The 25,294-nt window shown below is 68.4% G+C and carries 22 protein-coding genes; 2 read left to right on the forward strand and 20 right to left on the reverse strand.

Annotated elements, in window-relative coordinates; translation table 11 throughout:
- Positions 1-838: 838 nt before the first annotated feature.
- On the forward strand, positions 839-3,925 hold the full coding sequence (locus tag AC3WL7_RS18275) for a TonB-dependent receptor (protein ID WP_492752275.1): 3,087 nt from the start codon (positions 839-841) through the stop codon (positions 3,923-3,925).
- A 165-nt stretch (positions 3,926-4,090) separates the two neighbouring features.
- Here AC3WL7_RS18275 and AC3WL7_RS18280 read toward each other — a convergent pair whose 3' ends face one another.
- The 15 genes from AC3WL7_RS18280 to hisS all read right to left on the reverse strand — a co-directional run bounded on the left by AC3WL7_RS18280 (position 4,091) and on the right by hisS (position 18,090).
- The gene (locus tag AC3WL7_RS18280; protein WP_492752277.1) at positions 4,091-4,828 is read right to left on the reverse strand and encodes a copper homeostasis protein CutC; all 738 of its coding nucleotides are present in this window, start codon (positions 4,826-4,828) and stop codon (positions 4,091-4,093) included.
- Positions 4,825-5,823 (reverse strand): glycosylasparaginase, encoded by a 999-nt coding sequence (locus tag AC3WL7_RS18285; protein WP_492752279.1) that lies wholly within the window; start codon positions 5,821-5,823, stop codon positions 4,825-4,827. The genes AC3WL7_RS18280 and AC3WL7_RS18285 overlap by 4 nt, the downstream gene beginning before the upstream one ends.
- Before the next feature lie 56 nt (positions 5,824-5,879).
- Complete coding sequence (locus AC3WL7_RS18290; protein WP_492752302.1) at positions 5,880-6,887, reverse strand: glucokinase; 1,008 nt, start codon at positions 6,885-6,887, stop codon at positions 5,880-5,882.
- 143 nt (positions 6,888-7,030) lie between these two features.
- Entirely contained in the window at positions 7,031-8,620 is a 1,590-nt protein-coding gene (locus tag AC3WL7_RS18295; RefSeq protein WP_079221710.1) for a calcineurin-like phosphoesterase C-terminal domain-containing protein, read from the reverse strand.
- Positions 8,621-8,723: 103 nt separating this feature from the next.
- Positions 8,724-9,344: a bifunctional phosphoribosyl-AMP cyclohydrolase/phosphoribosyl-ATP diphosphatase HisIE gene (gene hisIE, locus AC3WL7_RS18300; RefSeq protein ID WP_313142143.1), complete on the reverse strand. Its 621-nt coding sequence runs from the start codon at positions 9,342-9,344 to the stop codon at positions 8,724-8,726.
- Entirely contained in the window at positions 9,334-10,110 is a 777-nt protein-coding gene (gene hisF, locus AC3WL7_RS18305; protein WP_492752283.1) for an imidazole glycerol phosphate synthase subunit HisF, read from the reverse strand. Before hisF ends, hisIE begins: the two co-directional genes overlap by 11 nt.
- Positions 10,104-10,838: a 1-(5-phosphoribosyl)-5-[(5-phosphoribosylamino)methylideneamino]imidazole-4-carboxamide isomerase gene (hisA, locus tag AC3WL7_RS18310; protein ID WP_492752285.1), complete on the reverse strand. Its 735-nt coding sequence runs from the start codon at positions 10,836-10,838 to the stop codon at positions 10,104-10,106. The genes hisF and hisA overlap by 7 nt, the downstream gene beginning before the upstream one ends.
- Complete coding sequence (gene hisH, locus AC3WL7_RS18315; RefSeq protein ID WP_079221706.1) at positions 10,835-11,437, reverse strand: imidazole glycerol phosphate synthase subunit HisH; 603 nt, start codon at positions 11,435-11,437, stop codon at positions 10,835-10,837. The genes hisA and hisH overlap by 4 nt, the downstream gene beginning before the upstream one ends.
- Positions 11,434-12,507 carry a bifunctional histidinol-phosphatase/imidazoleglycerol-phosphate dehydratase HisB gene (gene hisB / locus AC3WL7_RS18320; RefSeq protein WP_108746583.1) on the reverse strand — a complete coding sequence of 358 codons (1,074 nt, stop codon included), beginning with the start codon at positions 12,505-12,507 and terminating at the stop codon, positions 11,434-11,436. Before hisB ends, hisH begins: the two co-directional genes overlap by 4 nt.
- Positions 12,504-13,598, reverse strand: coding sequence for a histidinol-phosphate transaminase (gene hisC, locus AC3WL7_RS18325; protein WP_492752289.1), 1,095 nt, complete (start codon positions 13,596-13,598; stop codon positions 12,504-12,506). Before hisC ends, hisB begins: the two co-directional genes overlap by 4 nt.
- A complete protein-coding gene (hisD, locus tag AC3WL7_RS18330; protein WP_492752290.1) occupies positions 13,595-14,890 on the reverse strand; it encodes a histidinol dehydrogenase in 1,296 nt (431 codons plus the stop codon). The genes hisC and hisD overlap by 4 nt, the downstream gene beginning before the upstream one ends.
- Positions 14,887-15,798, reverse strand: a complete 912-nt coding sequence (hisG, locus tag AC3WL7_RS18335; RefSeq protein WP_295519300.1) for an ATP phosphoribosyltransferase — start codon at positions 15,796-15,798, stop codon at positions 14,887-14,889. The genes hisD and hisG overlap by 4 nt, the downstream gene beginning before the upstream one ends.
- A 34-nt stretch (positions 15,799-15,832) precedes the next feature.
- Entirely contained in the window at positions 15,833-16,141 is a 309-nt protein-coding gene (locus tag AC3WL7_RS18340) for a YerC/YecD family TrpR-related protein (protein ID WP_079221701.1), read from the reverse strand.
- A gap of 258 nt (positions 16,142-16,399) precedes the next feature.
- Positions 16,400-16,666, reverse strand: coding sequence for a hypothetical protein (locus tag AC3WL7_RS18345; RefSeq protein ID WP_254057255.1), 267 nt, complete (start codon positions 16,664-16,666; stop codon positions 16,400-16,402).
- A gap of 26 nt (positions 16,667-16,692) precedes the next feature.
- Positions 16,693-18,090, reverse strand: a complete 1,398-nt coding sequence (gene hisS / locus AC3WL7_RS18350; RefSeq protein ID WP_492752293.1) for a histidine--tRNA ligase — start codon at positions 18,088-18,090, stop codon at positions 16,693-16,695.
- Between the two features lie 139 nt (positions 18,091-18,229).
- Between hisS and AC3WL7_RS18355 the strand changes: the two genes are divergently transcribed.
- Positions 18,230-18,982 carry a Crp/Fnr family transcriptional regulator gene (locus AC3WL7_RS18355; protein WP_108746581.1) on the forward strand — a complete coding sequence of 251 codons (753 nt, stop codon included), beginning with the start codon at positions 18,230-18,232 and terminating at the stop codon, positions 18,980-18,982.
- A 64-nt stretch (positions 18,983-19,046) separates the two neighbouring features.
- On the opposite strand, the gene thrC is transcribed toward AC3WL7_RS18355, so the two are convergent.
- The 5 genes from thrC to AC3WL7_RS18380 form a co-directional block, all read right to left on the reverse strand.
- Positions 19,047-20,339, reverse strand: coding sequence for a threonine synthase (thrC, locus tag AC3WL7_RS18360; RefSeq protein ID WP_492752295.1), 1,293 nt, complete (start codon positions 20,337-20,339; stop codon positions 19,047-19,049).
- A 29-nt stretch (positions 20,340-20,368) separates the two neighbouring features.
- Entirely contained in the window at positions 20,369-21,283 is a 915-nt protein-coding gene (locus AC3WL7_RS18365) for a homoserine kinase (protein WP_492752297.1), read from the reverse strand.
- On the reverse strand, positions 21,280-23,784 hold the full coding sequence (thrA, locus tag AC3WL7_RS18370; RefSeq protein ID WP_492752299.1) for a bifunctional aspartate kinase/homoserine dehydrogenase I: 2,505 nt from the start codon (positions 23,782-23,784) through the stop codon (positions 21,280-21,282). Before thrA ends, AC3WL7_RS18365 begins: the two co-directional genes overlap by 4 nt.
- An 84-nt stretch (positions 23,785-23,868) precedes the next feature.
- Entirely contained in the window at positions 23,869-24,003 is a 135-nt protein-coding gene (locus AC3WL7_RS18375; RefSeq protein WP_265349649.1) for a hypothetical protein, read from the reverse strand.
- Positions 24,004-24,141: 138 nt separating this feature from the next.
- Positions 24,142-25,092: a DMT family transporter gene (locus AC3WL7_RS18380; RefSeq protein ID WP_108746578.1), complete on the reverse strand. Its 951-nt coding sequence runs from the start codon at positions 25,090-25,092 to the stop codon at positions 24,142-24,144.
- Between the last annotated feature and the right edge of the window lie 202 nt (positions 25,093-25,294).

Below are 25,294 nucleotides of genomic sequence, written 5' to 3' on the forward strand. Positions count from 1 at the left end.
CTGCGCCGCAGCAAAAGAAGGGGGTTTTCGTGGCAGGGCTTGCAGCCCTGCACCTGCTTCAAGCCAGGGCAACGTCAACTTCAAAAGCCTGCATTCCGAGGGATGGCGGGGTGGGTCCGGTTGAGGGGGGCGCCGTAAATACGTCCATGTAGGCTCGGTCGCGGCATCCATGCCGCTCACGCCCCCTCAACCGGACCCACCCCGCCTTCGACAGTTTCCCGCGGCTGTCGGAACCTGCTGCCGATGGTGGGTGCCGACCGTTGGTCGGCACGAGGTTGGATATCGATATCTGACAGACGTGCCGACCAACGGTCGGCACCCACCAACAGCCGCGTGAACCTGTCGGGGGTGGGGCGGTGTCGGATTGCGGGGTGTCCGCGGCATGGATGCCGCGGCCAAGCCCCCAGGGACGGGTTCACGGCGTCCCCGCAATCCGACACCGCCCCGCCAACCCACGGATAGCCCGCTTTTGATCTGGCCTTGGCCGTTGCCTTGAGCAGGTGCAGGGCTGCAAGCCCTACCGAACCACCCTCCCCTTTTGCGCATGTAAACGATTCCAGCGCATTTCAGCGAATCATCATTCTGCAGACACGTCACTGCAATATTGCGCAGCAGCATGCGCAACCCCTCCAGCCATGCTAAAAATCGCCCCGCCATCGCTTAGATCGATCCAAGCGGATTCAGGGGATGGCCCGGCGTTGGGAACCGGAACAAGTACGTACCCGAGCACCAGCGCGCCGCACCAGGCAACCGCGCGGCTCAAGCAAAATCGGCATCACACATTAGATCGATTCAAGTTCCGCGTCAGTCACCGGATCAATCCAGGAGAGAGGGAGAGATGGCAATCAAGCATTCAACTCGTACGCACGGCCGCGACACGTTGTCGCTCGCCGTCGCGCTGGCACTGGCCGCAGCCGTCGCGCCCCTCGGCGCCGCTGCCCAGCAGGCCACCGCACAGCCGACCACCAGCAGCAGTGATGCCACCACCCTGGACAGCGTCCAGGTCACCGGCTACCGCTACGCCATCGAGAAGAGCCTGCAGCAGAAGCGCGACGCCAATGCCGTGGTTGAAGTGATCACCGCCGAAGACGTTGGCAAGTTCCCTGACAAGAACGTCGCCGATTCGCTGCAGCGCGTGCCGGGCGTGGTCATCACCCGCGACGGCGGCGAAGGCAAGAGCGTCAGCGTGCGTGGCCTCGACCCGGATCTCACCCTGACCCAGTTGAACGGCAACTACATCGCCACCTCCGAAACCAATGACGAGGCCAGCCGTTCGTTCAACTACACCCTGCTGCCGTCAAACATGCTGTCCAGCGCAGAGCTGTTCAAGTCGCCGGAAGCACGCATCGACGAAGGCGGCATCGGCGGCACGGTCATCCTGCACACCCGCCGCCCGCTGGAAATGGAATCCAACTCCGGCTACGTCACCCTGGAAGGCGTCTCGTCCGATACCCACCAGGACGTCGACCCGCAGGCGTCGGCGCTGTACTCCTGGCACAGCAAGGACGAGCGCTTCGGCGTGCTGGTCGGCGTGACCCAGCAGAAGCGCACCAGCCGCACCATGGAAGTGAGCACCGAGAACTACCAGTGGTACGGCACCGACGTCGACGCGCGTGATGTCAACGGCAACGCCCTCACCCAGGGCGGCATCAACTACTGGTGGGGCAACTCCGGCTTCAACGACCAGTTCGGCCACAACTACAGCGACTTCTTCATGCCCACCTCGGTGAACTTCGCCGTGAAGGAAGAGAAGCGCGAGCGCAAGGGCGGCCAGCTGACGTTCCAGTTCAAGCCGATCGACAACCTGACCCTGACCGCCAACTACTTCCGCTTCCAGCTGGACGGCGATTACTCGCAGAACATGCTGAAGGTTCCCGAATGGAACATGGCGCGCTACAACGGTGACGGCAACTGGGCCGGCGGGCGCCTGCTCAACGGCCTGACCTTCGATCCCAGCGGCACGGTGGTCACCGGTGCGCAGTTCGAGAAGCTGCCGGGCAAGGCCTATTACTGCAGCGAAGACGAAGCCGCCGCCGCCGGCCTGGCCCCGGGTGGCTGGGGACCGGACGACTGCACCATTCCGACCCCGCAGCTGACCGGTGGCTACAGCCGCGAAAAGGCGCTGTCGCAGACGGCCGACCTGACCATCGACTGGGACATCAGCCCGCTGTGGAAGGCCTCCTTCAGCGGTGGCCGCACCTGGTCCGAGGGTGGCCCGTCGATGAACTTCCGCATGTCGGCCAAGCCGCGCCGCCGCGTCAACGGCGTGTGGGAGTCCGGCAACCAGTACACCGCATGGGACCTGACCGGCACGCCGACGCTGACCGTCTCGCCGAACCTGCAGGAGGTGCTGATGAATGGCATCGCCGAGGTCGACACCGGCTCGACCGATTCGTCGTGGATGCAGACCGAAGTCAAGCAGAACCACTTCCAGGCCGACGTCACCAAGATGTTCGAAAGCGGCTGGCTGGACTCGATCCAGTTCGGCGCCAAGTACCGTGACGGCAAGGTCCACCGCAACACCGGCAACACCTACTGGGTGTGCCAGGGCGCCGACCCGACCGACTACGACAGCCGCTACCAGGCGGGCTGTGACAACACGGCCGGCATCGCCCAGCCGGGCTTCTTCCTGTCCAACCCGATCAGCGGCATCGCCGGTGGCTTCAACGCGAACGTGTTCCCGGGCATCAACTTCCCGGCCTACATCGACCACCTGAACAATACCTACGGCCAGTCGTACAACCGCGTCGAGGACGACTTCGTCTACAACGTCAACGAGAAGATCTACTCGGGCTACTTCCAGGCCAACTTCCGTACCGAACGCCTGCGCGGCAACGTCGGCGTGCGCGTGGTGCGCACCGAGCAGTTCGCCCAGTCCAGCGATTCCATCGAACGCTTCAACGACTACTTCCTGGACAACGCCTCCGGCGCACCGATGTCCTGCGATGATCCGGCGGCAGCGGCCTACCCCACCTACGGCTGCGAGAGTGGTTTCGTACGCCTGCCCGACAACCTGGCCCGCGAGAAGAGCTTCGAGCTGATCGGCTCGGACCGCACCTATACCGACGTGCTGCCCAGCTTCAACATCGCCTGGGACATCACCGACAACCTGGTCCTGCGTGGCGCAGCGTCGAAGGTCGTGGCTCGACCGAGCTACACCAGCATCGCCGCTCCGGGCAGCCTGAGCTACTACAGCCCGGAGTACGTCAATGACCGCCGCGTCGCTGGCGGCGCACCGACCGAGGGTTGGGCAGGCAGCGGCAGCAACAAGAACCTCGAAGCCTTCAAGGCCACCCAGTACGACCTCGGCGTGGAGTGGTACTTCATGCCGGGCGCGGTCGCCGGCGTCGGCCTGTTCCGCAAGGACATCAGCAACTTCACCGTGCCGATCGTGCGTGACGTGCAGATGGAAGTCGGCGGCGAGATGGTGACGGTGCAGAACTACAGCACCCAGGCCAACGGCCGTGACGCGGTGTCGCAGGGCGTGGAAGTGTACGGCCAGTACACCTTCGATTTCGGCCTGGGCGTGCAGGCCAACTACACCTACAACGACACCAACCTGGCCTCGATCGAGCTCAACGGCGAGAACCTCGGCGCATCGCCGCTGGTGGGCAGCGCCAAGAACCAGGCCAACCTGACGGTGTTCTACGAAACCGACCGGTTCCTGGCCCGTGCCTCGTACAACCGTCGTGGTGAGGTGGTCGGCGGCCTGGTCAATGGCATGACCCAGTACACCGAACCGTACGACCAGCTGGACCTGAACGTGGCCTACAACTTCACCGAAGCGCTGACCTTCACCGCCTCGGTACTCAACGCCACCAAATCCGAGCAGCGCATCTACCTGGGCAACGACACCCAGTCCCGCCTGATCTCCAACCTGTACTCGGGCCGACAGATCTACTTCGGCGCCACCTACAAGTTCTAAGGCTCCAAACAACGGTCCTCCACGGCAGCCACGCTTTTACAGGTGGCTGCCGTTTTTTGTTGTGCTCGACCGCGCGCATCCCGTGTAGAGCCGAGCCCATGCTCGGCTGCCGTTGTTCTGAGGAAAGAGCAGCCGAGCATCGGCTCGGCTCTACAGAAGAGCGGGTTACCGCGCGGCGTCCAGCGCCTTGCGCAACGCCGCCACCGTCGCGGTGCTCGTCTGGCTCCAATCCGGGTCAAGCCCGCGCAGCACCGGGTTCTGGAACTGCATGTCCGAGCGACGCAGGCCCTTGGCCGAGGCGTGCAGTTCGGTGCAGCCGGTCTGCCGGGCCACGGCAGCCACGTTGGACGGGACCAGGCCCGCGCCGGCCATCACGCTGATGCGGCCCGCGGCCTGGTCCACCAGCGAGGCCAGCACCTTGCTGCCCACCTCGGCGCTGACCTGCCCGCCCGACGTCAGCACCCGCTGGCAACCCAGGCCGACCACCTGCTCCAGCGCCGCGGACAGATCACGGGTGGCATCGAACGCGCGGTGGAACGTGACCTGCAGCGGCCCGGCGGCCTGCACCAGCTCACGGCATAACGGCAGGTCGATATCGCCCTGCGCATCCAGTGCGCCGACCACCACGCCATCGCAGCCCAGCGCCCGGCACTGGGCGATGTCACGCAGCATCAGCTCGGTTTCCAGTGCGTCGTAATGGAAATCACCGGCCCGCGGGCGCACCAGCACGAACAGCGGAATGGTCAGCCGCTCGCGGGCAATGGCGATGCTGGCAAACGACGGCGTGGTGCCGCCCTCGGCCAGGTTGTCGAACAGTTCGATGCGGTCTGCACCGCCGGCCTGCGCAGCAAGCGCCGAGGCCACCGAGTTGCTGGCGATCTCCAACCCCAGGCGTGCGCTCACGCCTGCACGCTCGTGTAGATCGACGGCGAATCGCGCAGGTCATCCTGGCGCTGCGCATCGCACACCGCGTAGACGAAGCCGCGATGCAGCGCGTACGCGCCCACCTCGCCCTGCTTGTTCATCGCCAGGAAGCAGACCTGCAGCGTTTTGCTGGCCTCAGGGCGCTTGCGCACCACCCGATCAATCGCCTCGCGGCAGGCCTGTGCAGGCGTGCGTCCCTGGCGCATCAGCTCGACCACCAGGAACGAGGCGGCATTGCGGATCATCTCTTCACCCACGCCCGAGGCCGTGGCCGCACCCACCTCGTTGTCCACGTACAGGCCGGCACCGATGATCGGGCTGTCGCCGACCCGGCCGTGCAGCTTCCAGGCCATGCCGCTGGTGGTGCAGGCGCCGGCGAGGTTGCCCCTGGAGTCCAGCGCCAGCATGCCGATGGTGTCGTGGTTGTCGCTGCTGCCGGGGATGCTGCGGCGTTCGGCGTTGATCTGCGGCTGGTACTTCCCGGTCTTCAGCCACTCGCGCCAGGCCGCCTCAGCCTGCGGGGTGAGCAGGTGCTGGCGCTCGAAACCCTGCTGCACCGCGAACTGCTGCGCGCCCTCGCCCACCAGCAGCACGTGCGGGCTGTTCTCCATCACTTTGCGGGCCACCGACACCGGGTGCAGGATGTCCACCAGCGCGGCAACCGCACCGCAGCGGCCGTCGCCATCCATGATGCTGGCGTCCAGGCTCAGCACGCCGTCGCGATCAGGATTGCCGCAGTGGCCGACGGTGGGGTTGCACAGCTCGCTCTCGGCCCAGCGTGCGCCGGCTTCCACCGCATCCAGTGCACTGCCGCCGCTGCCCAGCACCTTCCACGCCGCCTGGTTGGCGGGAACGCCGAAATCCCAGGTTGAAACGACCTTCGCTCCGCCCTGCGTGCGTGCCTGCACGCCCGGCATTGCCGCCATGCCTGCGGCCAGTGCTCCGGCCTGCAGGAACTGCCTGCGATCCACCATGTTCGCCTCCGTCGTCCGATCCGCCGCCGGCAGGCTGCCAGCCGCCTTCTTGGTTGCTATGCCGGCCTGCGCGCCGCGTGCCAGACGGCTGCGCCCAGCACGCCCAGCTGGCCATGCTCGACGCGCCACACCGGCACCTGCCGCAGCACGTCGGTCAATACACCCTTGTTGAGGAAGCGCTCGCGGAAGCGGCCATCGGCAAGGAAATCCTGCACGTGGGCAGAGATGCCACCGGCCAGGTACACCGAGCGCGCACCCACGGCGATGGCCGCATCACCGGCCAGGCTGCCCAGCCACGCGCAGAAGACCTGCAGGGTTTCCACCGCCAGAGCATCCTCGCCGCTACGGGCCGCACCGATCAGGGCCTCGGTGCTGGTCCACTGCGGCGTCACGCCCCGCAGCTCGCACAGGCACGGGTAAAGGTTCATCAGGCCACTGCCGGACAGCACGCGCTCGTTGTCCACATGCGGCCAGCGCTGCAGCAGCTTGCCCAGCACCTGCAGCTCCAGCGCATTGCCGGCGCCGAGTGCGGCGTGGCCGATCTCGCTGGCCAGCACCGGGCGCTCGCCATCGGCAAAGCGCAGCGCAGCGCCCAGGCCGGTGCCCGCGCCCAGCACCAGCGCGGGGAACGCCTGCGCCGGGTCCGCATCACCGTTCAACGGCACCAGCGTGTCGGCCTGCAGGTAGGGAATGGCCAGCGCCACTGCCTCGAAATCGTTGATCAGCTGCAGTTCCTGCAGGCCCGACTGCGCCCGCGTGGTGGACAGCGAGACCGTCCACGGCAGGTTGGCGTTGATCAGCACATCGCCATCGAGCAGCCCGGCGATGGCCACCACGGCCGTACCGACCGGCTGCGCCAGGCTGGCGGTGAAATCGGCGAGGATCGCGGCCAGGCTCGGATGATCGGCACAGGCGTAGGTGCGGTAGCTGCCAAGCCGCGGGGTCTGCCCCGGCATGGTCTCGGCCAGCGCCAGGCGGGCAAAGGTACCGCCGACATCGGCCACCACCAGGCTGCGCGAGTCACCGCCGCGGATGCCACTGTTGCCAGCGGTGTTGGTGGCCAGATCGGGAATAACCGGGGACGCTGCTGCAACGTTCACACTGGCCTGCTTGAATCGATTGAATCGTGTCGATTCTCAGGCATTGAACGTGCTTTGCCAACGCTGTGGGACCGGGTGCAGCGATCCTGCACCCGGCCCGGGCCCCATCAGGGCTGCGCCGCCTGCAGGCTGTAACGGGTGGTGGCGGTGAACACCGCACCGTCAGGCTGGGTCGAGCGTACCTCCACCTTATGGCTGCCCACCTCGAGGTTGGTCGGCAGGGCACCACGCCACAGGTGCGGCGAGGCGGTGGCCTCCGGCGAACGATCATAGCCGCGCAGCGCATCGGCCGTGTCATCGGCCACGTTCTCGACCAGCAGGCGCGGATCCGGCTGGCTGACCTGCTTCATCGGCTGCCATGCGCCGCCGTCGACACGGAACTCGACCACGCTGGTGTCCTCGCCCATGTAGACGTTGGCGTACACGCCCCACGCCGGGTAGGCGCCCTGGCGCAGCACTTTCGGCGCATGCAGGCCGATCTGGTCGCTGGCCGGGGCACCGGCCACGCGGTACTGCAGGCGGTAGCTGCCGTTGCCGGCCACGTCCAGCAGCGCATAGCCCTTCGGCGTGCCATCGCTCATGGTGCTGTCCGGCACGCCCGCCGCGTTCTTCACGCCCGACCAGAACGCGCCGCAGTTGGCACCGACGTTGTACTCATGCAGCGGCTTCTCACCCTGCCAGCCCTCGGCCTTGCCGTGGTAGACGTGCTGCTGGGTGTGGCTGTGGCCGCTCAGCACCAGCACGTTGCGGAAATCCTTGAGCAGGTCGAACAGGCGCTGGCGATCGGCGTGGCGGAACGTCTCGCGACCGGGTGCTGCATCGAACAACGGGATGTGCATGCCCAGCACCAGCAGGCGGTCCTTGTGCAGGCCCTTCAGGTAGCCGGCGAGGAAGGCGAACTGGTCTTCGCGCAGGCCACCGACGTACTTCGGCTTGGCGTTGGGGTCGTACACCACGTCATCCAGGAACACGAAGCTGGCGCCGCCCTCTTCCACCGCATAGGTGTCCGGGCCGTAGATGTTGCGCCAGCTGTCCAGCGAGTGGTCGTCGTTGGCGGCGTCGAAATCCAGGTCATGGTTGCCTGGCACATGGAACCACGGCACGCCCAGCTGCGTGGTGACCTTGTTGATGGCCGGGTACAGGCCCAGATCGTCGTTGACGATGTCGCCCAGGGTGGTGCCCAGGCGCGCCTTGGTCTGGCCCACCAGCGGTGCCACGATGGACTGCTGGTAGTAACCGATGTCCTTCAGGGTGGCCGTCTGCGAATCGGTGAACACCAGCATCTGGAAGCCGCGGCGGCTGTCATGGCGGTCGGACTGCAGGGCGAAATCCCAGCCGCGGTCCACTGCCCCGGTGGCGGCGATGCCGCCGTACTTCAGCGCCGGCGACCCATCCGGGCGGTAGTGGCGCCAGAACGTGGGCAGGCCATCGGCCGCCTTCGGGAACGAGTACGTATCCGGCTTGATCACGAACACCGTCTGCCCGTCGCGCACCGGCAGGCTGTAGCTGCCATCGGCGGCGGTCTTGACGATGGTTTCGCCATTGGAGACCTGCACCCCGGCCAGGCCCGGGTCGGTCGCGCCGCGGCCGGGCTTGCCGTCGCGTTCAAGATAGACCTTGCCGCTGACCACCGTGTCGGCGGCCCAGGCCGGCGAAGTCAGCAACAGGCAGCACAGCCAGGCGGCGGGCAGTTTCATGGGGGCGGTCCGGGGAAGAAAGACCGCCCATTGTAGATTCCGTTGATGACATCGCGCACGCGGTGTCGCCCGGTGGTTGCCGGCCAGCGGCCGGCACTACCGCTCAGCGGTGGCGCATTTCCAGCACATCGCGGGCATCCTGCAGCGACAGCCCACGCGCGCGCAGCAGCACCAAAAGGTGGTACAGCAGGTCGGCCGACTCGCCCAGCAGGGCCTCGTCATCCTGGGCGACGGCAGCAAGCGCGGTTTCCACGCCCTCCTCGCCCACCTTCTGCGCGATGCGGCGGATACCACCTTCGAACAACGACGTGGTGTAGCTGCCTTGCGGGCGCTGTGCTTCGCGCACTGCCACCAGCTGGCCCAGGCCGCCCAGGAAGTCCTTCGGCGCGCCATCGAAGCAGCTTTCGGCACCGGTGTGGCAGGTCGGGCCGGCCGGGCGGGCCAGCACCAGCACGGTGTCGGCATCGCAGTCCACGCTGATCGACTGCACCGCCAGCACGTGGCCGGACTGCTCGCCCTTGGTCCACAGGCGCTGCTTGCTGCGGCTGTAGAAGGTCATGTGCCCGGTGACCTGGGTGATGTGCAGCGACTCGGCGTTGACATAGCCCAGCATCAGCACCTGCAGGGTGTCGGCATCCTGCACCACCGCCGGCAGCAGGCCATCGCCCTTGGCCCAGTCCAGCGATTCCAGCGCCTGCGGCGACGGGCGTACTTCAATAGACATCTCGAACCTCGATCTGCTGTTCGCGCAGGTAGCGCTTCAAATCCGCAATGGCAATGGCACCGCTGTGGAACACGCTGGCGGCCAGCGCACCGTCCACGTCGGCCTGGTCGAAGGCCTGCGCGAAGTGCTCCATCGCCCCTGCACCGCCGGAGGCGATGAGCGGGACGTTGCACACGGCCCGCGCCTGGCGCAGCTGTTCAACATCGTAGCCACGGCGCACGCCATCGCTGTCCATGCAGTTCAGTACGATCTCGCCGGCACCGCGGCGCTGCGCCTCGGCAATCCAGTCCAGGGTGCGCAGCGGCACGGCCTGGGTCTTGCCCGGGTCGCCGGTGAAGCGGCGCACGCGCCACTGGCCGTCGTCCTCGCGCACCGAGTCGACGCCGACCACCACGCACTGCACGCCGAATTCACCGGCCAGCTCGCTGATCAGCTCGGGGCGCCCCAGTGCGGGCGAATTGATCGATACCTTGTCCGCACCGGCGAACAGCACCCGGCGCGCGGTTTCAACGCTGTCGATGCCGCCGGCCACGCAGAACGGGATGTCGATCAGGCGCGCGATGCGCTCGATCCAGGCCACGTCCACCGAGCGTGCCTCGGGGCTGGCGCCGATGTCATAGAACACCAGTTCGTCGGCCCCCTGGTCGCGGTAGCGCTGGGCCAGCTCGGCGATGTCGCCCATGTCGACGTGGTCGCGGAACCGCACGCCCTTGACCACGCGGCCATCGCGCACGTCCAGGCAGGGAATGATGCGACGGCTCAACATGCCAGTGCCTCGCCCAGGTCCATGCGCTGTTCCAGCAGCGCCTTGCCGAGGATGGCGCCGCCGCAGCCGGCGGCCCGTGCTTCGGCCACGTCGGCCACGTCGCGGATGCCACCGGAGGCCTGCACCGCCACGCCCGGCAGCAGCGCCGACAGGTGCGTGTAGAGGCTGATGTTGGGGCCGGCCAGCATGCCGTCGCGGGCGATGTCGGTGCACAGCAGGTGGCGCATGCCGGCGCGTGCGTAGCGCTCGGCCAGGTCGTCGAGGGTCACCCCGGCATTCTCGGTCCAGCCGTGTACCGGCAGCTGCCACTGGCCCTGCGCGTCCTGGCGGGCATCCAGGGCAACGGTGATGCGCTCGGCGCCGAACTCGTCCAGCCAGCCCAGCACTTCATCGGGGCGGCGCACGGCCAGCGAGCCGACCACCACGCGGTTGGCGCCGGCATCGAGGATGCGTGCCACGTCGTCACGGCCACGCACGCCGCCACCGGTCTGCACCTGCAGGGGCGTGTGCTGGCGGATCGCCGCCAGCAGCGGCGCCAGGGTGTAGCCACCGGCACGCGCAGCGTCCAGGTCGACCAGGTGCATCCACTGCGCGCCCTGCGCGGCAAAGGCCTGCGCACGCGGCAGCGGGTCGTCGCCGTAGGAGGTTTCCTGCGCGTAGTCGCCCTGGCGCAGGCGCACCACGCGGCCTTCGCGGATATCCAGTGCGGGGTAGACGGTGAAACTCATGCAGCAGTGCCCTCGAGGAAATTGCGCAGCATCAGCGAACCGGTATCGCCGGAACGCTCGGGGTGGAACTGGGCGCCGAAGTAACGGCCCTGCTCGATCACGGCAGTGAACAGGCCACCATGGTCGCAGGCGGCCACGGTATGGGCGTTCAGCGGCGCGGCGTAGCTGTGCACGAAATAGGCGCTGGATCGATCCGGCACGCCCTGCAGCAGCAGCGAGGGGCGCAGCGCCAGCAGCCGGTTCCAGCCCATGTGCGGCACGCGGATGCCACAGGCCGGCACCAGCTTGCGGACCACGCCGGGAATCAATCCCAGGGTGTCCACGCCAGCTTCCTCTGAACGTTCGAACAGCAGCTGCATGCCCAGGCAGATGCCCATCAGCGGTACCTCCAGGCGGCGCAGCGGCTCGACCAGCCCCTGTGCATGCAGGCGCTGCATGCCCGGTGCAGCCGCACCGACGCCGGGCAGGATCACCCGCTGTGCGCCGGCCAGGCCATCGGCATCGCGCACCAGGCGCACGCTCGCGCCCAGCCGCTCGAGTGCGTAACGCACCGAACCGAGATTGGCGCCGCCGGCATCGATCAGAGCGACTTCAGTCACAGCGCCCCCTTGGTGGTCGGCAGCGCGGTGCCCTGCCGGGCCAGGGCCGGGCGCAGTGCGCGCGCCAGCGCCTTGAAGCAGGCTTCCACCTTGTGGTGGTCGTTGTCGCCGCGCACCTGCAGGTTGAGGTTCAGGCCACTGGCATCACACAGCGAGCGGAAGAAGTGCGGCACCAGTTCGGTCGGCATGTCGCCCACCCGCTCGCGCTTGAACTCGCCTTCGAACACGAAGTACGGCCGGCCGCTGAAATCCAGCGCGGCGCTGGCCAGCGTCTCGTCCATCGGCAGGGTGAAGCCGTAGCGGCCGATGCCGCGCTTGTCACCCAGCGCCTCACGCAGCGCCTGGCCCAGGGCCAGCCCGGTGTCTTCGATGGTGTGGTGCTCGTCGATGTGCAGGTCGCCCTCGGCCTGGATGTCCAGGGCGAAGCCGCCGTGCTTGCCGATCTGTTCCAGCATGTGGTCGAAGAACGGCAGGCCGGTGGAGATGTGGGCATCGCCAGCGCGGTCCAGGTCCAGTTCGACGCGGATCTTCGTTTCCTTCGTGTTGCGCTGGACCACGGCGGTACGCGGTGCGTCGGCCAGCGCGTGGGCGATGCCCGCCCAGTCCCACTCGCCGCCGAACTGCTCGGTGCGCAGCTGGAAGCCACGGATGTTGAGGTTGTCGGCGAACTGCAGGTCGGTGATGCGGTCGCCGACCATGCCCGAACGCGCCCAGTCGATGCTGCGGTCCTGCAGGTAGGCGGTCATCAGGCCGATGCCCGGCTTGCGGGTAGGCGCGTTGTCCTGCGGCCAGCTGCAGTCCACCAGCACGTCACGGAAGCGGATGCCCTGGCTTTCGAAGATCTGCAGCATCAGGTCATTGGGGCCGTCGAAACTGGCGCGCGGATAGCTTTCGCTGCCCAGGCCATCCTGGTTGGTGACGATCACGAACTGGTAACCGGCGTCGCGCAGCTTCAGCAGCGCCGGGATCACGTGCGGCACGAAGCGCAGCTTCTCGTAGGCGTCGATCTGGAAGTCGGCCGGCTCTTCGATGAGGGTACCGTCGCGGTCGATGAACAGGATGGGGGTCATGCAGCAGCCCTCCGGGCCGACAGGGCCGCGAGCACGCGGTCGTTCTCTTCGGGGCTGCCGATGCTGATGCGCAGCGCATCGCCCAGCTGAGGCGCGGCGCGCTGGTCACGCACGACCACTCCAGCAGCCAGCAGCGTATCGAAGACGGCCTGCGCATCGGCAAAGCGGACCAGCAGGTAGTTGCCGGACGAACGGTACACGCGGCGCACGCCAGGCAGGCCCGGCAGGGCGGCAGACAGGCGCTCGCGCTCGGCGATGACCGTGGCCACGCGCTCGGCGGTACGCGCCAGGGCGGCCGGTTGCAGCGCCTGCACGGCCAGCTCGGCGCACGGCGTCGGCACCGGGTACGGCGCCTGGCAACGGCGCAGCACGGCAATCAGCTCCGGCGCGGCAATGAGGGTACCGATGCGCGCCGCAGCCAGTGCGTGCGCCTTGGACAGGGTACGCAGCACCGCCAGGTTGGCATGCGCGTCCAGCAGCGTGGTTGCCGAGGCACGCTGCGCGTACTCGACATAGGCCTCGTCAACCACCACCAGCGCCTGCCCACGGAGTGCAGTCGCCACGCGTTCGATCTCGGCCAGGCTGATATCGCTGCCGGCCGGGTTGGAAGGCGCGCACAGGAAGACCAGCCTCGCAGCCTGCTCCCGTGCCGTGCGGATGACCGCGTCGAGATCGGCGCGCAGGCCGTCCTCGCCATCGACCAGCGGCACATCGATCAACGGCGCACCCTGCAGGCGCGCGCAGACCGCATACATGCCGAACACCGGCGAGGTCACCAGCACGCCATCGCGAGCCGGCACGCACAGGGCGCGCACCAGCAGATCGATGGCCTCATCACTGCCACGGCCGACCAGCAACTGCTGCGACTGCACGCCGTACAGCGCCGCCAGTCCTTCGCGCAGCACCAGCGGCTGCGGCTCGGGGTAGCGTCGGCTGCTGCCGGCGCTGTCGGCTGGATTGGCCCAGGCCGATTCATTGGCGTTCAACCACACCTCGCCCTGCACGGCCGCGCTGCGCGCCGAGCTGTAGCCGGCAAAGGCCTGCAGGTCCGGGCGCACCAGTGCCAGCACGTCATCGATGCCGGCGCTCATGCCGCGGCCTCCATGCGCAGGGCCACGGCACGTTCGTGCGCGTCCAGGCCTTCGGCGCTGGCGATGATGCGCGCGCAACCACCGATCGCGGCCAGGCCAGCGGCGCTGGCGCTCTGCACGCTGATCAGGTTCTGGAAGCTGGCGACGCTGACGCCGCTGTAGGCGCGTGCGGCACCGGCGGTGGGCAGCACGTGGTTGGTGCCGCTGCAGTAGTCGCCCAGTGCCTCGGGGGTGTAATCGCCAAGGAACACCGAGCCGGCGGCCTGCACCTGGCCCAGCCAGTCGCGCGGCTCGCGCAACGCCAGGATCAGGTGCTCGGGGGCGTAGCGGTTGCTGATCGCGAAGGCGTCCGCCAGCGCATCCACCTGGATCAGGCGCGAGGCCGACAAGGCCTGGCGTGCGATGTCCTGGCGCGGCAGCAGCGCGACCTGGCGCTCCACTTCCGCCTCGACCGCGGCGACCATCGCGGCATCGTCGGTCAGCAGCAGCACCTGCGAATCCGGGCCGTGCTCGGCCTGCGACAGCAGGTCAGCCGCCACGAACGCCGGGTTGGCACCGGCATCGGCGATGACCAGTACTTCCGAAGGACCGGCCGGCATGTCGATGGCGGCGGCGCCGTCCTGTGCGACCTGCTGCTTGGCTTCGGTGACGAAGCTGTTGCCCGGCCCGAACAGCTTGTCGCAGGCCGGGATGCTGGCCGTACCGTAGGCCATCGCAGCGATGGCCTGGGCACCGCCCAGCTTGAATACGCGCTGCACGCCGGTCAGGCGCGCAGCCACCAGCACCGCCGGATCGGCCGTGCCATCGGTGCGCGGCGGCGTGCACAGCACGACCTGCGGGCAGCCGGCCAGTTGCGCCGGCACGCCCAGCATCAGCGCGGTGGACGGCAGCGGCGCACTGCCGGCCGGCACGTACAGGCCGACGCGGCCGATCGGCCGCAGCATGCGTTCGCAGAGGACGCCGGGCGCGGTTTCCACCGAATAGCCCTTGCCCATGCCCGCTTCGTGGAAGCGCGTGATGCGCTCGGCGGCTTCGACCATGGCCTGGCGCAGCTCGGCCGGAACGGCGGCTTCGGCGGCGGCAAATTCGGCATCGCTGACTTCAAACGATGTCAGTTCGACCCGATCAAAACGGGCGGTGATGGCGCGCAGCGCCTCGTCCCCCTGCGCGCGCACCTGTGCGATCAGCGCGGCCACGGCATCGCGGGTCTGCTGCGCCACGGTCTGCACCGGGCGGGTCAGCGCCGCGCTGCGCGCGGCTTCATCAAGTTGCGACCAGATCAGACGATTCATGCCAGCGACCGCTCCACGCTCAATACCATCAGGCCCTGTGCGCCGGCGCGCTCCAGTTCTTCCATGCGCTGCCAGGTCAGCGGACCCGGGCACATGGTCTGCAGGCGCAGTGCACCGCCATCTGCAGGCAAACGCACCAACGGCTCGGCATCGGCCAGCAGCTGCGCCAACGCATCCACGCGGTCTTCGCTGGCACGGAACATCAGCAGCTTGCGGTCCTGCTTCTGCACCACCCCGTCCAGGCGCCGCAGCAGCATGCTGCGCAGCCCGGCACGTGCGTCGTCGGGCACGCGCACCGCACCGGCCAGCACAGCTTCACTGTCCAGCAGGTTGTGCACCGGGGTGAGCTGGTTGGCACGCAGGGTGGCACCGCTGGACACGAGGTCGCAGATCAGCTCGGCGGTGCCCAGGCGCGGGGCGATTTCCACCGAACCGGAGAGCTCGACCACCTGTGCGTCCACGCCCTGCTCGGCCAGCCACTGCTTGAGGATGGCCGGGTAGCTGGTGGCGATGCGGGTGCCGGCCAGCTGCGCCGGGCCTTCCCACTGCCATTCCTCGGGCACGGCCAGCATCAGCCGGCACTGGCCGAAGCCAAGCCCGCGCAGGGCCTGGTAGGCGTCGGGCAGGCCGACCTGGCGGCGCGCGGCGGCCTGTTCGTCCAGTTCGTTGCGGCCGACGATGCCAAGGTCGCAGACGCCATCGGCGATCAGGCCGGGAATGTCGTCGTCGCGCACCAGCAGCAGGTCCACCGGCAGCGATTCGCCGTAGCAGAACAGCTTGTCGCGGCTCTCGCGCCAGCTCAGGCCGCAGGCGCTGAGCAGGTTGCGGGCGGGTTCGGCCAGACGGCCACTCTTCTGGATGGCGATACGCAGCCGGTCTCGCGCCGGCGCTGCCTGGGTTGCACTCATGGGGGAGGTCTCGAAGTTCGGTACGGGGCGCGGGTCAGCGCGAAGCAAGGCGGTCGATGGCAGCGGCATAGCCTCGATGGCCATGCTCAAGCGTGCGTGCGACCCGTCCGGTGGTGGTCACGCTGACGCCGGTGCGTTCGTGGATCTCGCGGTAAGGCACGCCCTGCTGCAGCAGCGGCACCACTTTCCAGCGGTCGGCCATGGCTTCCAGCTCGGCCGGGGTGCAGAGGTCACGCAGGAAGGCCTCGACCTGGGCCGGTTCGCGCAGGGCAGCGAAGGCCTGGGCCAAGGCTTCCAGGTCGGCCTGCGGGTCTTTGGCGGTGATGTCGGGGCGGGCTTTCACGGGCGGATGTCTTGCATCAATGTAATAGCGTGTTAGTACATTAGCGCATTCTTGCGCAGTGCGTCAAATCGAGGGATCCCTGAACCCCCGGTAGTGCCGGCCGCTGGCCGGCAACCTCAGCGGCAGAAGCTGGGTTACCGAGGGATGGCGGGGCGGGTCCGGCTTTTGTAGTCGAGCCATGCTCGACTGCCTTCCCGGAAACGAAAACGCCCACCGGGAGGTGGGCGTTCTACGTTGAATTTTCGCCGCTGGCGGCGCTCAGGGCTGGCAGCGGACCTCCGCCTGCAGCGCGCCGCGCCGCAGGCACTCCCCGAACAGGCTGCCCTGCCGGCTCGGCAGGGGCTGGATGTTCTCCAGCGCCCCTGCGCCTGCAGGACACGCCCCCGAGGCCAGGGCCCGCAGGTCCGCCTCAAGCTGCGCGCGGTCGATCACATGGCAACGATCGACCTGCAACCGGTACTGCGCCTTCCCGATCCGGGCGCTGTGCAGCGCGGGATCACTCTGGCAACCCGCCAGCAGGAGCACGCTCAGCGCCCCTGCGGCGGCCCGTATCACGCCATGACCTTCGACTGCTCCAGCTCGACCTGCAGGGTGCTGGCCAGTTCATCTCGGGAAACTTCGAACTGCTGCTCGCGCACCAGGTCCTTCACCGCCACCACGCCACGGGCGAGCTCGTCTTCGCCGGCCAACACCACGAAGCGGATGCCGGCCTTGGCCGCGTACTGGAACTGCTTGCCGATCTTCTTCGGCTCCATCTGCACTTCGGTGTTGATGCCACGACTGCGAAGGCGGCGGGCAATGTCGAGCGACTGCGCCATGCCCTGCTCGTCCATCAATGCCACCAGTGCCTGCACGCTGCTGGCTTCGATGCCATCGATCAGGCCGGCTTCGCGCAGCTGCCAGAACAGGCGCGACAGGCCGATGGAAATGCCCACGCCCGGCAGCTTGGACTTGCTGTAGTGGCTGGCCAGGTCTTCATAACGGCCGCCCGAACAGATCGAGCCGATCTGCGGGTGGTCGGTCAGCGTGGTTTCGTAGACGGTGCCGGTGTAGTAATCCAGGCCACGGGCGATGGAGAAGTTCAGGCAATACGCGGTTTCCGGCACGCCCAGCGCCTGCACCAGCTGCAGCACTTCGCGCAGCTCGGCAACGCCATTGCGCAGGATTTCCGACGATGCCGCGCCCGCTTCCAGCGCAGACAGCTGCGCCAGCGCATCGTCATGGCCCTTCGAACGCACAGCAACGAACGCCAGGATCTTCTCGACCTGTTCGGCCGGAATCTCGAAGCCCTCGCCCACCAGCGTCTCGCGCACGTAATCGGCGCCGCGCTTGTCCAGCTTGTCCACCTCGCGCAGCACGGCCAGCTGGCGCTCGCCCTCCCCCACGCCCAGGCTTTCGAAGAAACCACGCATCAGCTTGCGGTTGTTCAACTGGATGCTGAAATCACCGATGCGCAGCTCGGAGAACACGGCGTGGATGACGGCCAGCACTTCAGCGTCATAGCGCACGCTCAGGCTGTCCTTGCCGATCACGTCGATGTCGCACTGGTAGAACTCGCGGAAACGGCCGCGCTGGGCGCGCTCGCCACGGTACACGCGCTGCATCTGGTAGCGGCGGAACGGGAAGGTCAGCTCGTGCTCGTGCTCGGCCACGTAACGCGCCAGCGGCACCGTCAGGTCGAAGCGCAGCGCCATCTCCGGCAGCGAACGGTCGCCCGATTCGGCGGCATTGGCCAGCGCGCCGGTGGACTGCACGAAGTACACCTGGCGCTCGGTCTCGCCACCGGACTTGGTCAGCAGCACGTCGGACAGCTCGAACACCGGCGTTTCCACCGGCAGGAACCCGAAGCGCTCGTAGTTGCGGCGGATGACGTCCAGCATGCGCTGGAACGCAATCTGCTCGCGCGGCAACAGTTCAAGGGTGCCGGGCGGGGTACGGGGCTTGATCACGGGCGGAACTCCTGCAGGAACGGGGACGTGGGAGGGGGCGACATTCTACCGCCCCGCATGGCTCAGCCGCCGATCAGGGGCCATAAGGCCGCATGAAGTATCATAAAGCCCTCTCCCGCCCGTGATACGCCCCCGCACCATGTCCCGGCCTTCCGGCGCCCCGTCCGCCGCCCACGACTCCGCCGCGCCGTCCTGCACCACACTGGACTGCCTGCACTGCTCGGTCCGCCACCTGGCGGTCTGCTCGGCGCTGTCGCCCGATGAGGTGCAGGCGCTGGAACAGGTGACGGTGTCGCAGCAGGTGGCCATCGGCGCAACCCTGGCCCGCACCGGCGAAGAGCGCCAGCATGTCTATACATTGACGGCCGGCGCGCTGCGGCTGGTGCGCACGCTGGCCGATGGCCGCCGCCAGATCAACGGTTTCGTGCTGCCCGGCGACTACCTGGGCCTGAGCGGCAGCGACCACCACCGGCACGATATCGAGGCCATCGCCGACAGCCGCGTCTGCCGCGTGGCCCTGCCGCAGATGAAGGCACTGCGCGGCCGCTACCCGCACCTGGAGCGCAAGCTGCTGCAGCGCGCCTGCCAGGAACTGGATGCCGCGCAGGACGCCGCGCTGGCACTGGCCCGCCTGCAGCCGGCGGAAAAGCTGGCCGACTTCCTGCTGCGCCTGGCTGCACGCGAGGCCAAGCTGGGTGGCGATGGCCTGCGCGTGTCGCTGCCGATGGGCCGCGGCGATATCGCCGACCACCTGGGCCTGACCATGGAAACGGTCAGCCGCACTTTCACCAAGCTGCGCCAGCAGGGCCTGATCGCCCTGCCCCACCTGAGCGTGGTGGAGATCCTCGACGAGGACGGGCTGCGCGAGCTGGCGGGCGAAGGCCTGGCCTGACCGTTTTGCAGTTGACGGCGTTGCCGGCCAGCGGCCGGCACTACCCGCCGGGCGTGGCCCTGCGCTACCGACGCAGCAACACCTCGCGCAGGGCGTCGTAATCGGCCGCCAACGGTTCGGCATGCGCCGGCCGCTGCAGCAGCGCCGCCAGCGCCGGCGGCACAGCCACGGCTTCGCCGATCAGCGGCTCCACCACTGCCTCGAACTTGGCCGGGTGCGCGGTGGACACCACCGCCCAGTCCCCCTTGGCACCGCGCGCCCGCAGATCCTGCAACACCTTCACCGCAGTGGCGGTGTGTGGGCAGAACAGTTCGCCGCTGCTGGCATGCGCACTGGCAATGGTCGCGCGGATGGTCACATCGTCCACCGCGAATGCCCGGAACGCGGCACGCAGTTCGGCATCGTCATCGGCATACAGCCAGCGCAGGCGCTCGAAGTTGCTCGGCGCCCCCACATCCATCGCGTTGGCGACGGTGGCGACGCTGGCCTGCGGCTGGTACGCGCCGCCATTGAAGTACGCCGGCAGCACCGCATTGGCATTGGTGGCCAGCACGATCTGCCCGATCGGCACGCCCAGCGCACGCGCCAGCACGGCCGCCATCGCATTGCCCAGGTTGCCGGTCGGCACCACCAGGTTGAGGCGACGCCGCGTGCGCGCGTGATGGGTCAGCGCAGCATGCGCGTAGTAACTCATCTGCGGCAGCAGCCGGCCCAGGCTGATGCTGTTGGCCGAACTCAGCGGCACCTGTGCCTGCAGGTCCGTATCGGCCAGCGCCTGCTTGACCATCGCCTGGCAGTCGTCGAACGAACCGGCCACGCGCAGCGCCTGGATGTTGTCGCCGAAGCAGCCCAGCTGGTGCGCCTGCCGCGGTGAAACACGGCCATCGGGATACAGCACGACCACCCGCACGCCCGGCTGCCGATGGAACGCCGCCGCCACGGCAGCACCGGTATCGCCCGACGTCGCCACGACGATGGTCAGGTCACGGGCCTTGCCCGCCTGCAGGCGCGACAGCGTGCCGGCCAGGAAGCGCGCACCGATGTCCTTGAAGGCGGCGGTCGGGCCATGGAACAGCTCCAGAACATGGTCGCCGTCGCGCCCCAGCGGACGCAGCGGCACCGGAAAATCGAAGGCGTCGCGGCAGATCTCCGGCAATGCCGCCTGCAGCGGGTCGCCTTCGAAGAACGGCGCCAGCAACCCGGTCGCGGTGTCGGCCAGGCTCGCACCGGCATGCAGGTCGCGCGGCGCGGGCAGTACGTCAGGCACGTACAAGCCGCCATCCGGCGCCAGGCCGGCGGCAATGGCGGCGCTCAGCCCAACAGCGGGCGCGTGACCACGGGTCGAAACGAATTGCATGAGCTCGGCATCCAGCAAGGGGGAAGGATTCAGCACAGTCGCGCTCCAGCAGCGTCCAGCGGGGAAACCCAGGCATCGCTGTCGAAGCCGGCGGCGGCGAAGGCCGCACGAACGGGCGCCACTGCGGCATGGGCCTGGTCAGCCTCTTCAAACCACGCAAACACACTCGGGCCGGCACCGGAGATGCCCGCGCCCATCGCATTGGCTGCCAGTGCAGCATCGCGCGCGGCCTCGAAGCCAGCGATCAGCGCGGCCCTGCGCGGCTCCACCAGCACATCGCGCAGGCCGGCACGCACCAGGGCTGCATCGCCGCGATGGCAGCCACTGAGCACCAGCGCCAGGTTGGCGCTCTGCGCCACGAACTCGGCCAGCGCATAGCTGCCCTGCAGGGCCTGCCGCGCGCGCCGGGTCTCGAGCACGGCATGCGGATGCACCAGCAGGCTGTGCCAGTGGGCGGGGACCGGAATCGGCACCAGGCGATCGGCCGTACATAGCGCCAGCCCGCCCAGCAGCAGCGGGCCGACGTTGTCACCGTGGCGGCCACCGCTGGCCACCGCCTCGCCATCCAGTGCGTGCGGATACAGCGCCTCGCGTGGCAGCGGCGCGTCCAGCAGCGCGTTGGCGGCCACCAGTGCGGCCACGCACGAGGCCGCCGAACCGCCCATGCCCGAGCCAAACGGAATGCCCTTGTCGATCTCGATGGCGAAGCCATACGAAAGGCCCAGACCCTCGCGCAGGGAGATCAGCGCCGCGCCGGCCGTGTTGCCCGGCGCGTCCAGCGGCAGGTCCACAACGCTGCCGCGGACGGCGTCGATGCGCACGGCCGGCTCATCAATGCGGCGCACCGTCACGGTATCGCCGATACCGGCGATCGCATGGCCGAGGATGTCGAAGCCCACCGCCACGTTGGCCACCGATGCGGGAGCGAATGCGCGTGCAATCACAGCCGCGCCCCCTCGCCGGCCGCCACGCGCAGCAGGTCGGCAAACACACCGGCGGCAGTGACTTCCGGCCCGGCGCCCGGCCCCTGCACCACCAGCGGGTTGTCGCAGTAACGGCGCGTGCGGAACTGCACGACGTTGTCGGTCAGGCGCAGGTTGGCGAAGGTGTGGTCCGCCGGCAGCTCCTGCAGCCCCACCGACGCACCGTCTGCGCCGAGCCGGGCGACATAGCGCAGCACCGCGCCGCGTGCCCGTGCCTCGTCGAGGCGCTGCAGCAGGCTGGCATCGGATTCGCCCAGGCGGGCCATGAAGTCATCCACGCTGCCATCGCGCAGCAGCGCCGGCACCAGGCTTTCCACCTGCACCTGCTCCAGGCTGAGCGCATGGCCGGCCTCACGGGCGAGGATCACCAGCTTGCGGGCCACGTCCACGCCGGACAGGTCGTCGCGCGGGTCCGGCTCGGTGTAGCCCATCGAACGTGCCTGCGCCACCAGCTCGGAGAACGGCTGGCTGCCATCGAAGCGGTTGAACAGCCAGGCCAGCGTGCCGGAGAAGATGCCTTCCACGGCGAGCACTTCATCGCCGGTGTCGACCAGGTCGCGCAGCGTGGTGATCACCGGCAGCCCGGCACCGACGGTGGCCTCGTAGCGGAAGCGCGCGCCACTGGCGCCGGCAGCGGCATGGATGCGCTGGTAGCGCGACAGCGGACCCGAGCCGGCCTGTTTGTTGGGAGTGACCACATGGATGCCGGCCGCCAGCCAGCCTTCGTAGCGCTCGGCCACTTCGGCGCTGCCACTGCAGTCGATCACCACCGCGTGCGGCAGGTGCGCAGCCAGCAGGTGCTCGGTGAAGGCATCCAGGTTGCTGGCCCGGCCATCGTCGTGCAGCGCCTGCCGCCAGTCGGCATGCAGGCCATCCACCTCCAGGCGCATGCGCGAGCGCGAGGCCAGCGCACGCAGGCGCAGATCGACGTTGGCCTTGGCCAGCAGCTGCGGGCGCGCGGCCAGCAATTGGTCCAGCAGCGCGGCGCCGACATTGCCCGGCCCGATCACCCCCACCGCGAACGTCTGCGGCGACAGCCAGAAGCCGGCATGCCCGGCACGCAGGGCACGCGTTGCATCGACACTGGCCACGGCCACCGAGATGTTGCGCTCGGACGAGCCTTGGGCGATCGCCAGGATGTTCACCTGGGCACGGCCGAGGGCCTCGAACAGGCGCGCGGCCACGCCGGGCTGACCGGCCATGCCATCACCGACGGCAGCCAGCACGCTGACGCCCTCGCCGACCTGCACGCGCTGCACCTGGCCCACCGCCAGTTCGTGGGCAAAGGCCTGCAGCAGCGCCTCACGGCCACGCGCAGCTTCACCGGCCCGCACCACGCAGCAGATCGAATGTTCGGACGAACCCTGCGAGATCATCACCACCGACACCTGCGCCTGGCGCAGTGCCGAGAACACCCGCTCGGCCGTGCCGGGCACGCCCATCAGGCCGGTGCCTTCCAGATTCAGCAGGGCCAGATCCGGGCTCAGGGTCAGGCCCTTCACCGGCCCGCGCGGCGAGCGCTGGGCACTGATGCGCGTGCCCGGGTGCGCCGGGTGGAAGGTGTTGCGGATGAAGATCGGCAGGCCGAGGCGGATGGCGGGCGACATCGTCTGCGGGTGCACGACCTTGGCCCCGAAGTAGGCCAGCTCGCAGGCCTCGTCGTAGCTCAGCGCCTCCAGCTGGACCGCCTCGGGTACCAGCCGCGGGTCGGCCGAGAGGACGCCGTCGACGTCGGTCCAGATATGCAGCTCATCGGCGTTGAACAGCGCGGCGAAGATCGCGCCGGAGTAGTCGCTGCCATTGCGGCCCAGCGTGGTGATGCGATTCTCGCGGTCACGGGCGACGAAGCCGGTGGCGACCACGCGCGACTGCGGGTGCTGCAGGCGCCATTTCGCCAGGCGGCCGGCACTGGCCTCCCAGTCCACGTCCACGCCCAGCTCGCCGTGCCCGACCACCAGCACATCGCGCGCGTCCAGCACTGCACAGTCCTCGCCGAGCGCCTGCAGGTGCATGCCCAGCAACTGCGCGGAAAACACTTCGCCCAGCCCCTGCACGCGGTCCAGCACCTCGCGCGGCAGTTCGCCGATCACCGCCAGCGCACCCAGCACTTCGGCCAGCTGGTCGAACCGCACGTCGATCCATTCAACCGTCTCGCCCACCTGCTCGCCGAGCAGGGCCACGGCGGCACCACGGTGGCGCGCGCGCAGCGCATGCCAGGCTTCGCGCCAGCCGGCGTCACCACGCGCCGCCAGCTGGGCCAGCTCGATCAGCGCATCGGTGACACCCTTCATCGCCGAAACGACGGTGACCTGCAGCGGCTCGGCCCGCGCCAGCAGCAGGCCGGCCACATGGCGGTAGCGTTCGGCGCTGGCCACCGAGGTGCCACCGAACTTGTGCACGACAGTGGACGGTGCGGCCAGTTCGGCCGGGGCAGCGGGATGGGCGGGGGCGTGGGAAGACATGCAGACCTCGGTAGGAGGCCCCGTCGCATGCAGGTGTTGGGTCTCCCCGTCACCTGGATGGTGCGGGGCCGTTGTTTTCGGGAGTTACACGAAGACGACGGGCCGCACCAGGGCAGTGGTGGCGGTGGTGGTAATAATGGTGGTGATGGTGACCTGCGCAGTCGAACCGCCCGCGGTGGCGGGGGCAATCAGGCTGGCGAGGGCGGCATCGAAGACCATGGCGCACAGAAAACACCGTGCCCCGGGGGCCTGTCAAGTGCTGCGATGCAAAAATCGTTTGTTTCGATCATCGCCCAACGTGCAGCCATTTGGTTGCAAATGAGACAAAGCGTGCATCAGAGCGCTTGACGCTGGCAATCAGCCGGCATGTTCGGCGATTGCACGTGGTGCGCGGTGGGCGTGCGCGCACAGCAGGACACCGGCAACCAGGAACACGATCGCCAGCGCTTCCAGCAGGCTCGGCCACCGCCACTGCCACGCAAAGGCATAGAGCAGCGCGAACAGGGTTTCGAACACGATCATCTGCCCGGTCAGGGTCAGCGGCAGCAGGCGGCTGGCGCGGTTCCAGAACGCGTTGCCGATGATCGAAGCGATGACCGCGACACCGGCACTGATTACCCAGAACAGGGTCCACTGCGCAGGCGTGTGGCCCGCGGTCTGGCCGATGAACGCCATCGGCACCAGCAGCAGCGACAGGCCACCGGTGGTGACGCCGGTCAGCAGCGACCAGTCATGGCTGGACAGATCGGCGCGGCGGGCCAGCCAGCGGCTGTTGCCGACCGAGTACAACGCCCAGGAGAACAGCGCACCGAAGGCGCACAGCAGGCCGATCAGGCGCTGCCGCCAGGGCGTGGCCAGATGCTCGGACATCAGCGACTCCCAGCCCACCAGGGCCACGCCCAGCACGCACAACCCCAATGCGGGCAGCAATTGCTTGAGCGGCACGGCGCCCTTTTCGCGCACGCCCACCAGGGTCACCACCACCGGAATCAGGCCGACGATGAGCGAGGCCGCCGCGCCACCGGCCCACTGCACGGCCGTGGCCAGCAGCAGGAAGTAGACCAGGTTGCCGGCCAGGCTGAGCCAGAGCAGGCCGATCCATTCGGCGCGCCCCAGTTGCGGCGCCAACCGCTTCCAGCGCGGCAGCAGCAGGATCACCGCGATCAGTCCGTAGACCAGGTAGCGGCCGGCGGACAGCTGCAGCGCGTTGAAGGAATGCAGCACGGCGGGGGCGAGGAAGACCACGCCCCACAGCGCGCCAGCGGCAACGCCATTGGCGATGCCCAGGGCCATCGGGTTGTTGCGCATGTCAGTTGCTTCGGGGGAGGGAACTGGCCGCGCAGTGTAGGAGGCGATCGGCACGCCGTCTTGACCGAGGCTACTGCCCAATCTGTTCGTAGAGTCGAGCTTGCTCGACTGGCTCATCCGCGAAGAGCAGTCGAGCAAGCTTGTATGTTCCTCCCGGCTCCCACGAGGTATGTAGGAGCCAGGGTGGAGGGACCGTCAAGCA

This window comes from Stenotrophomonas sp. FW305-3-2-15-E-LB1, from assembly GCF_058787375.1.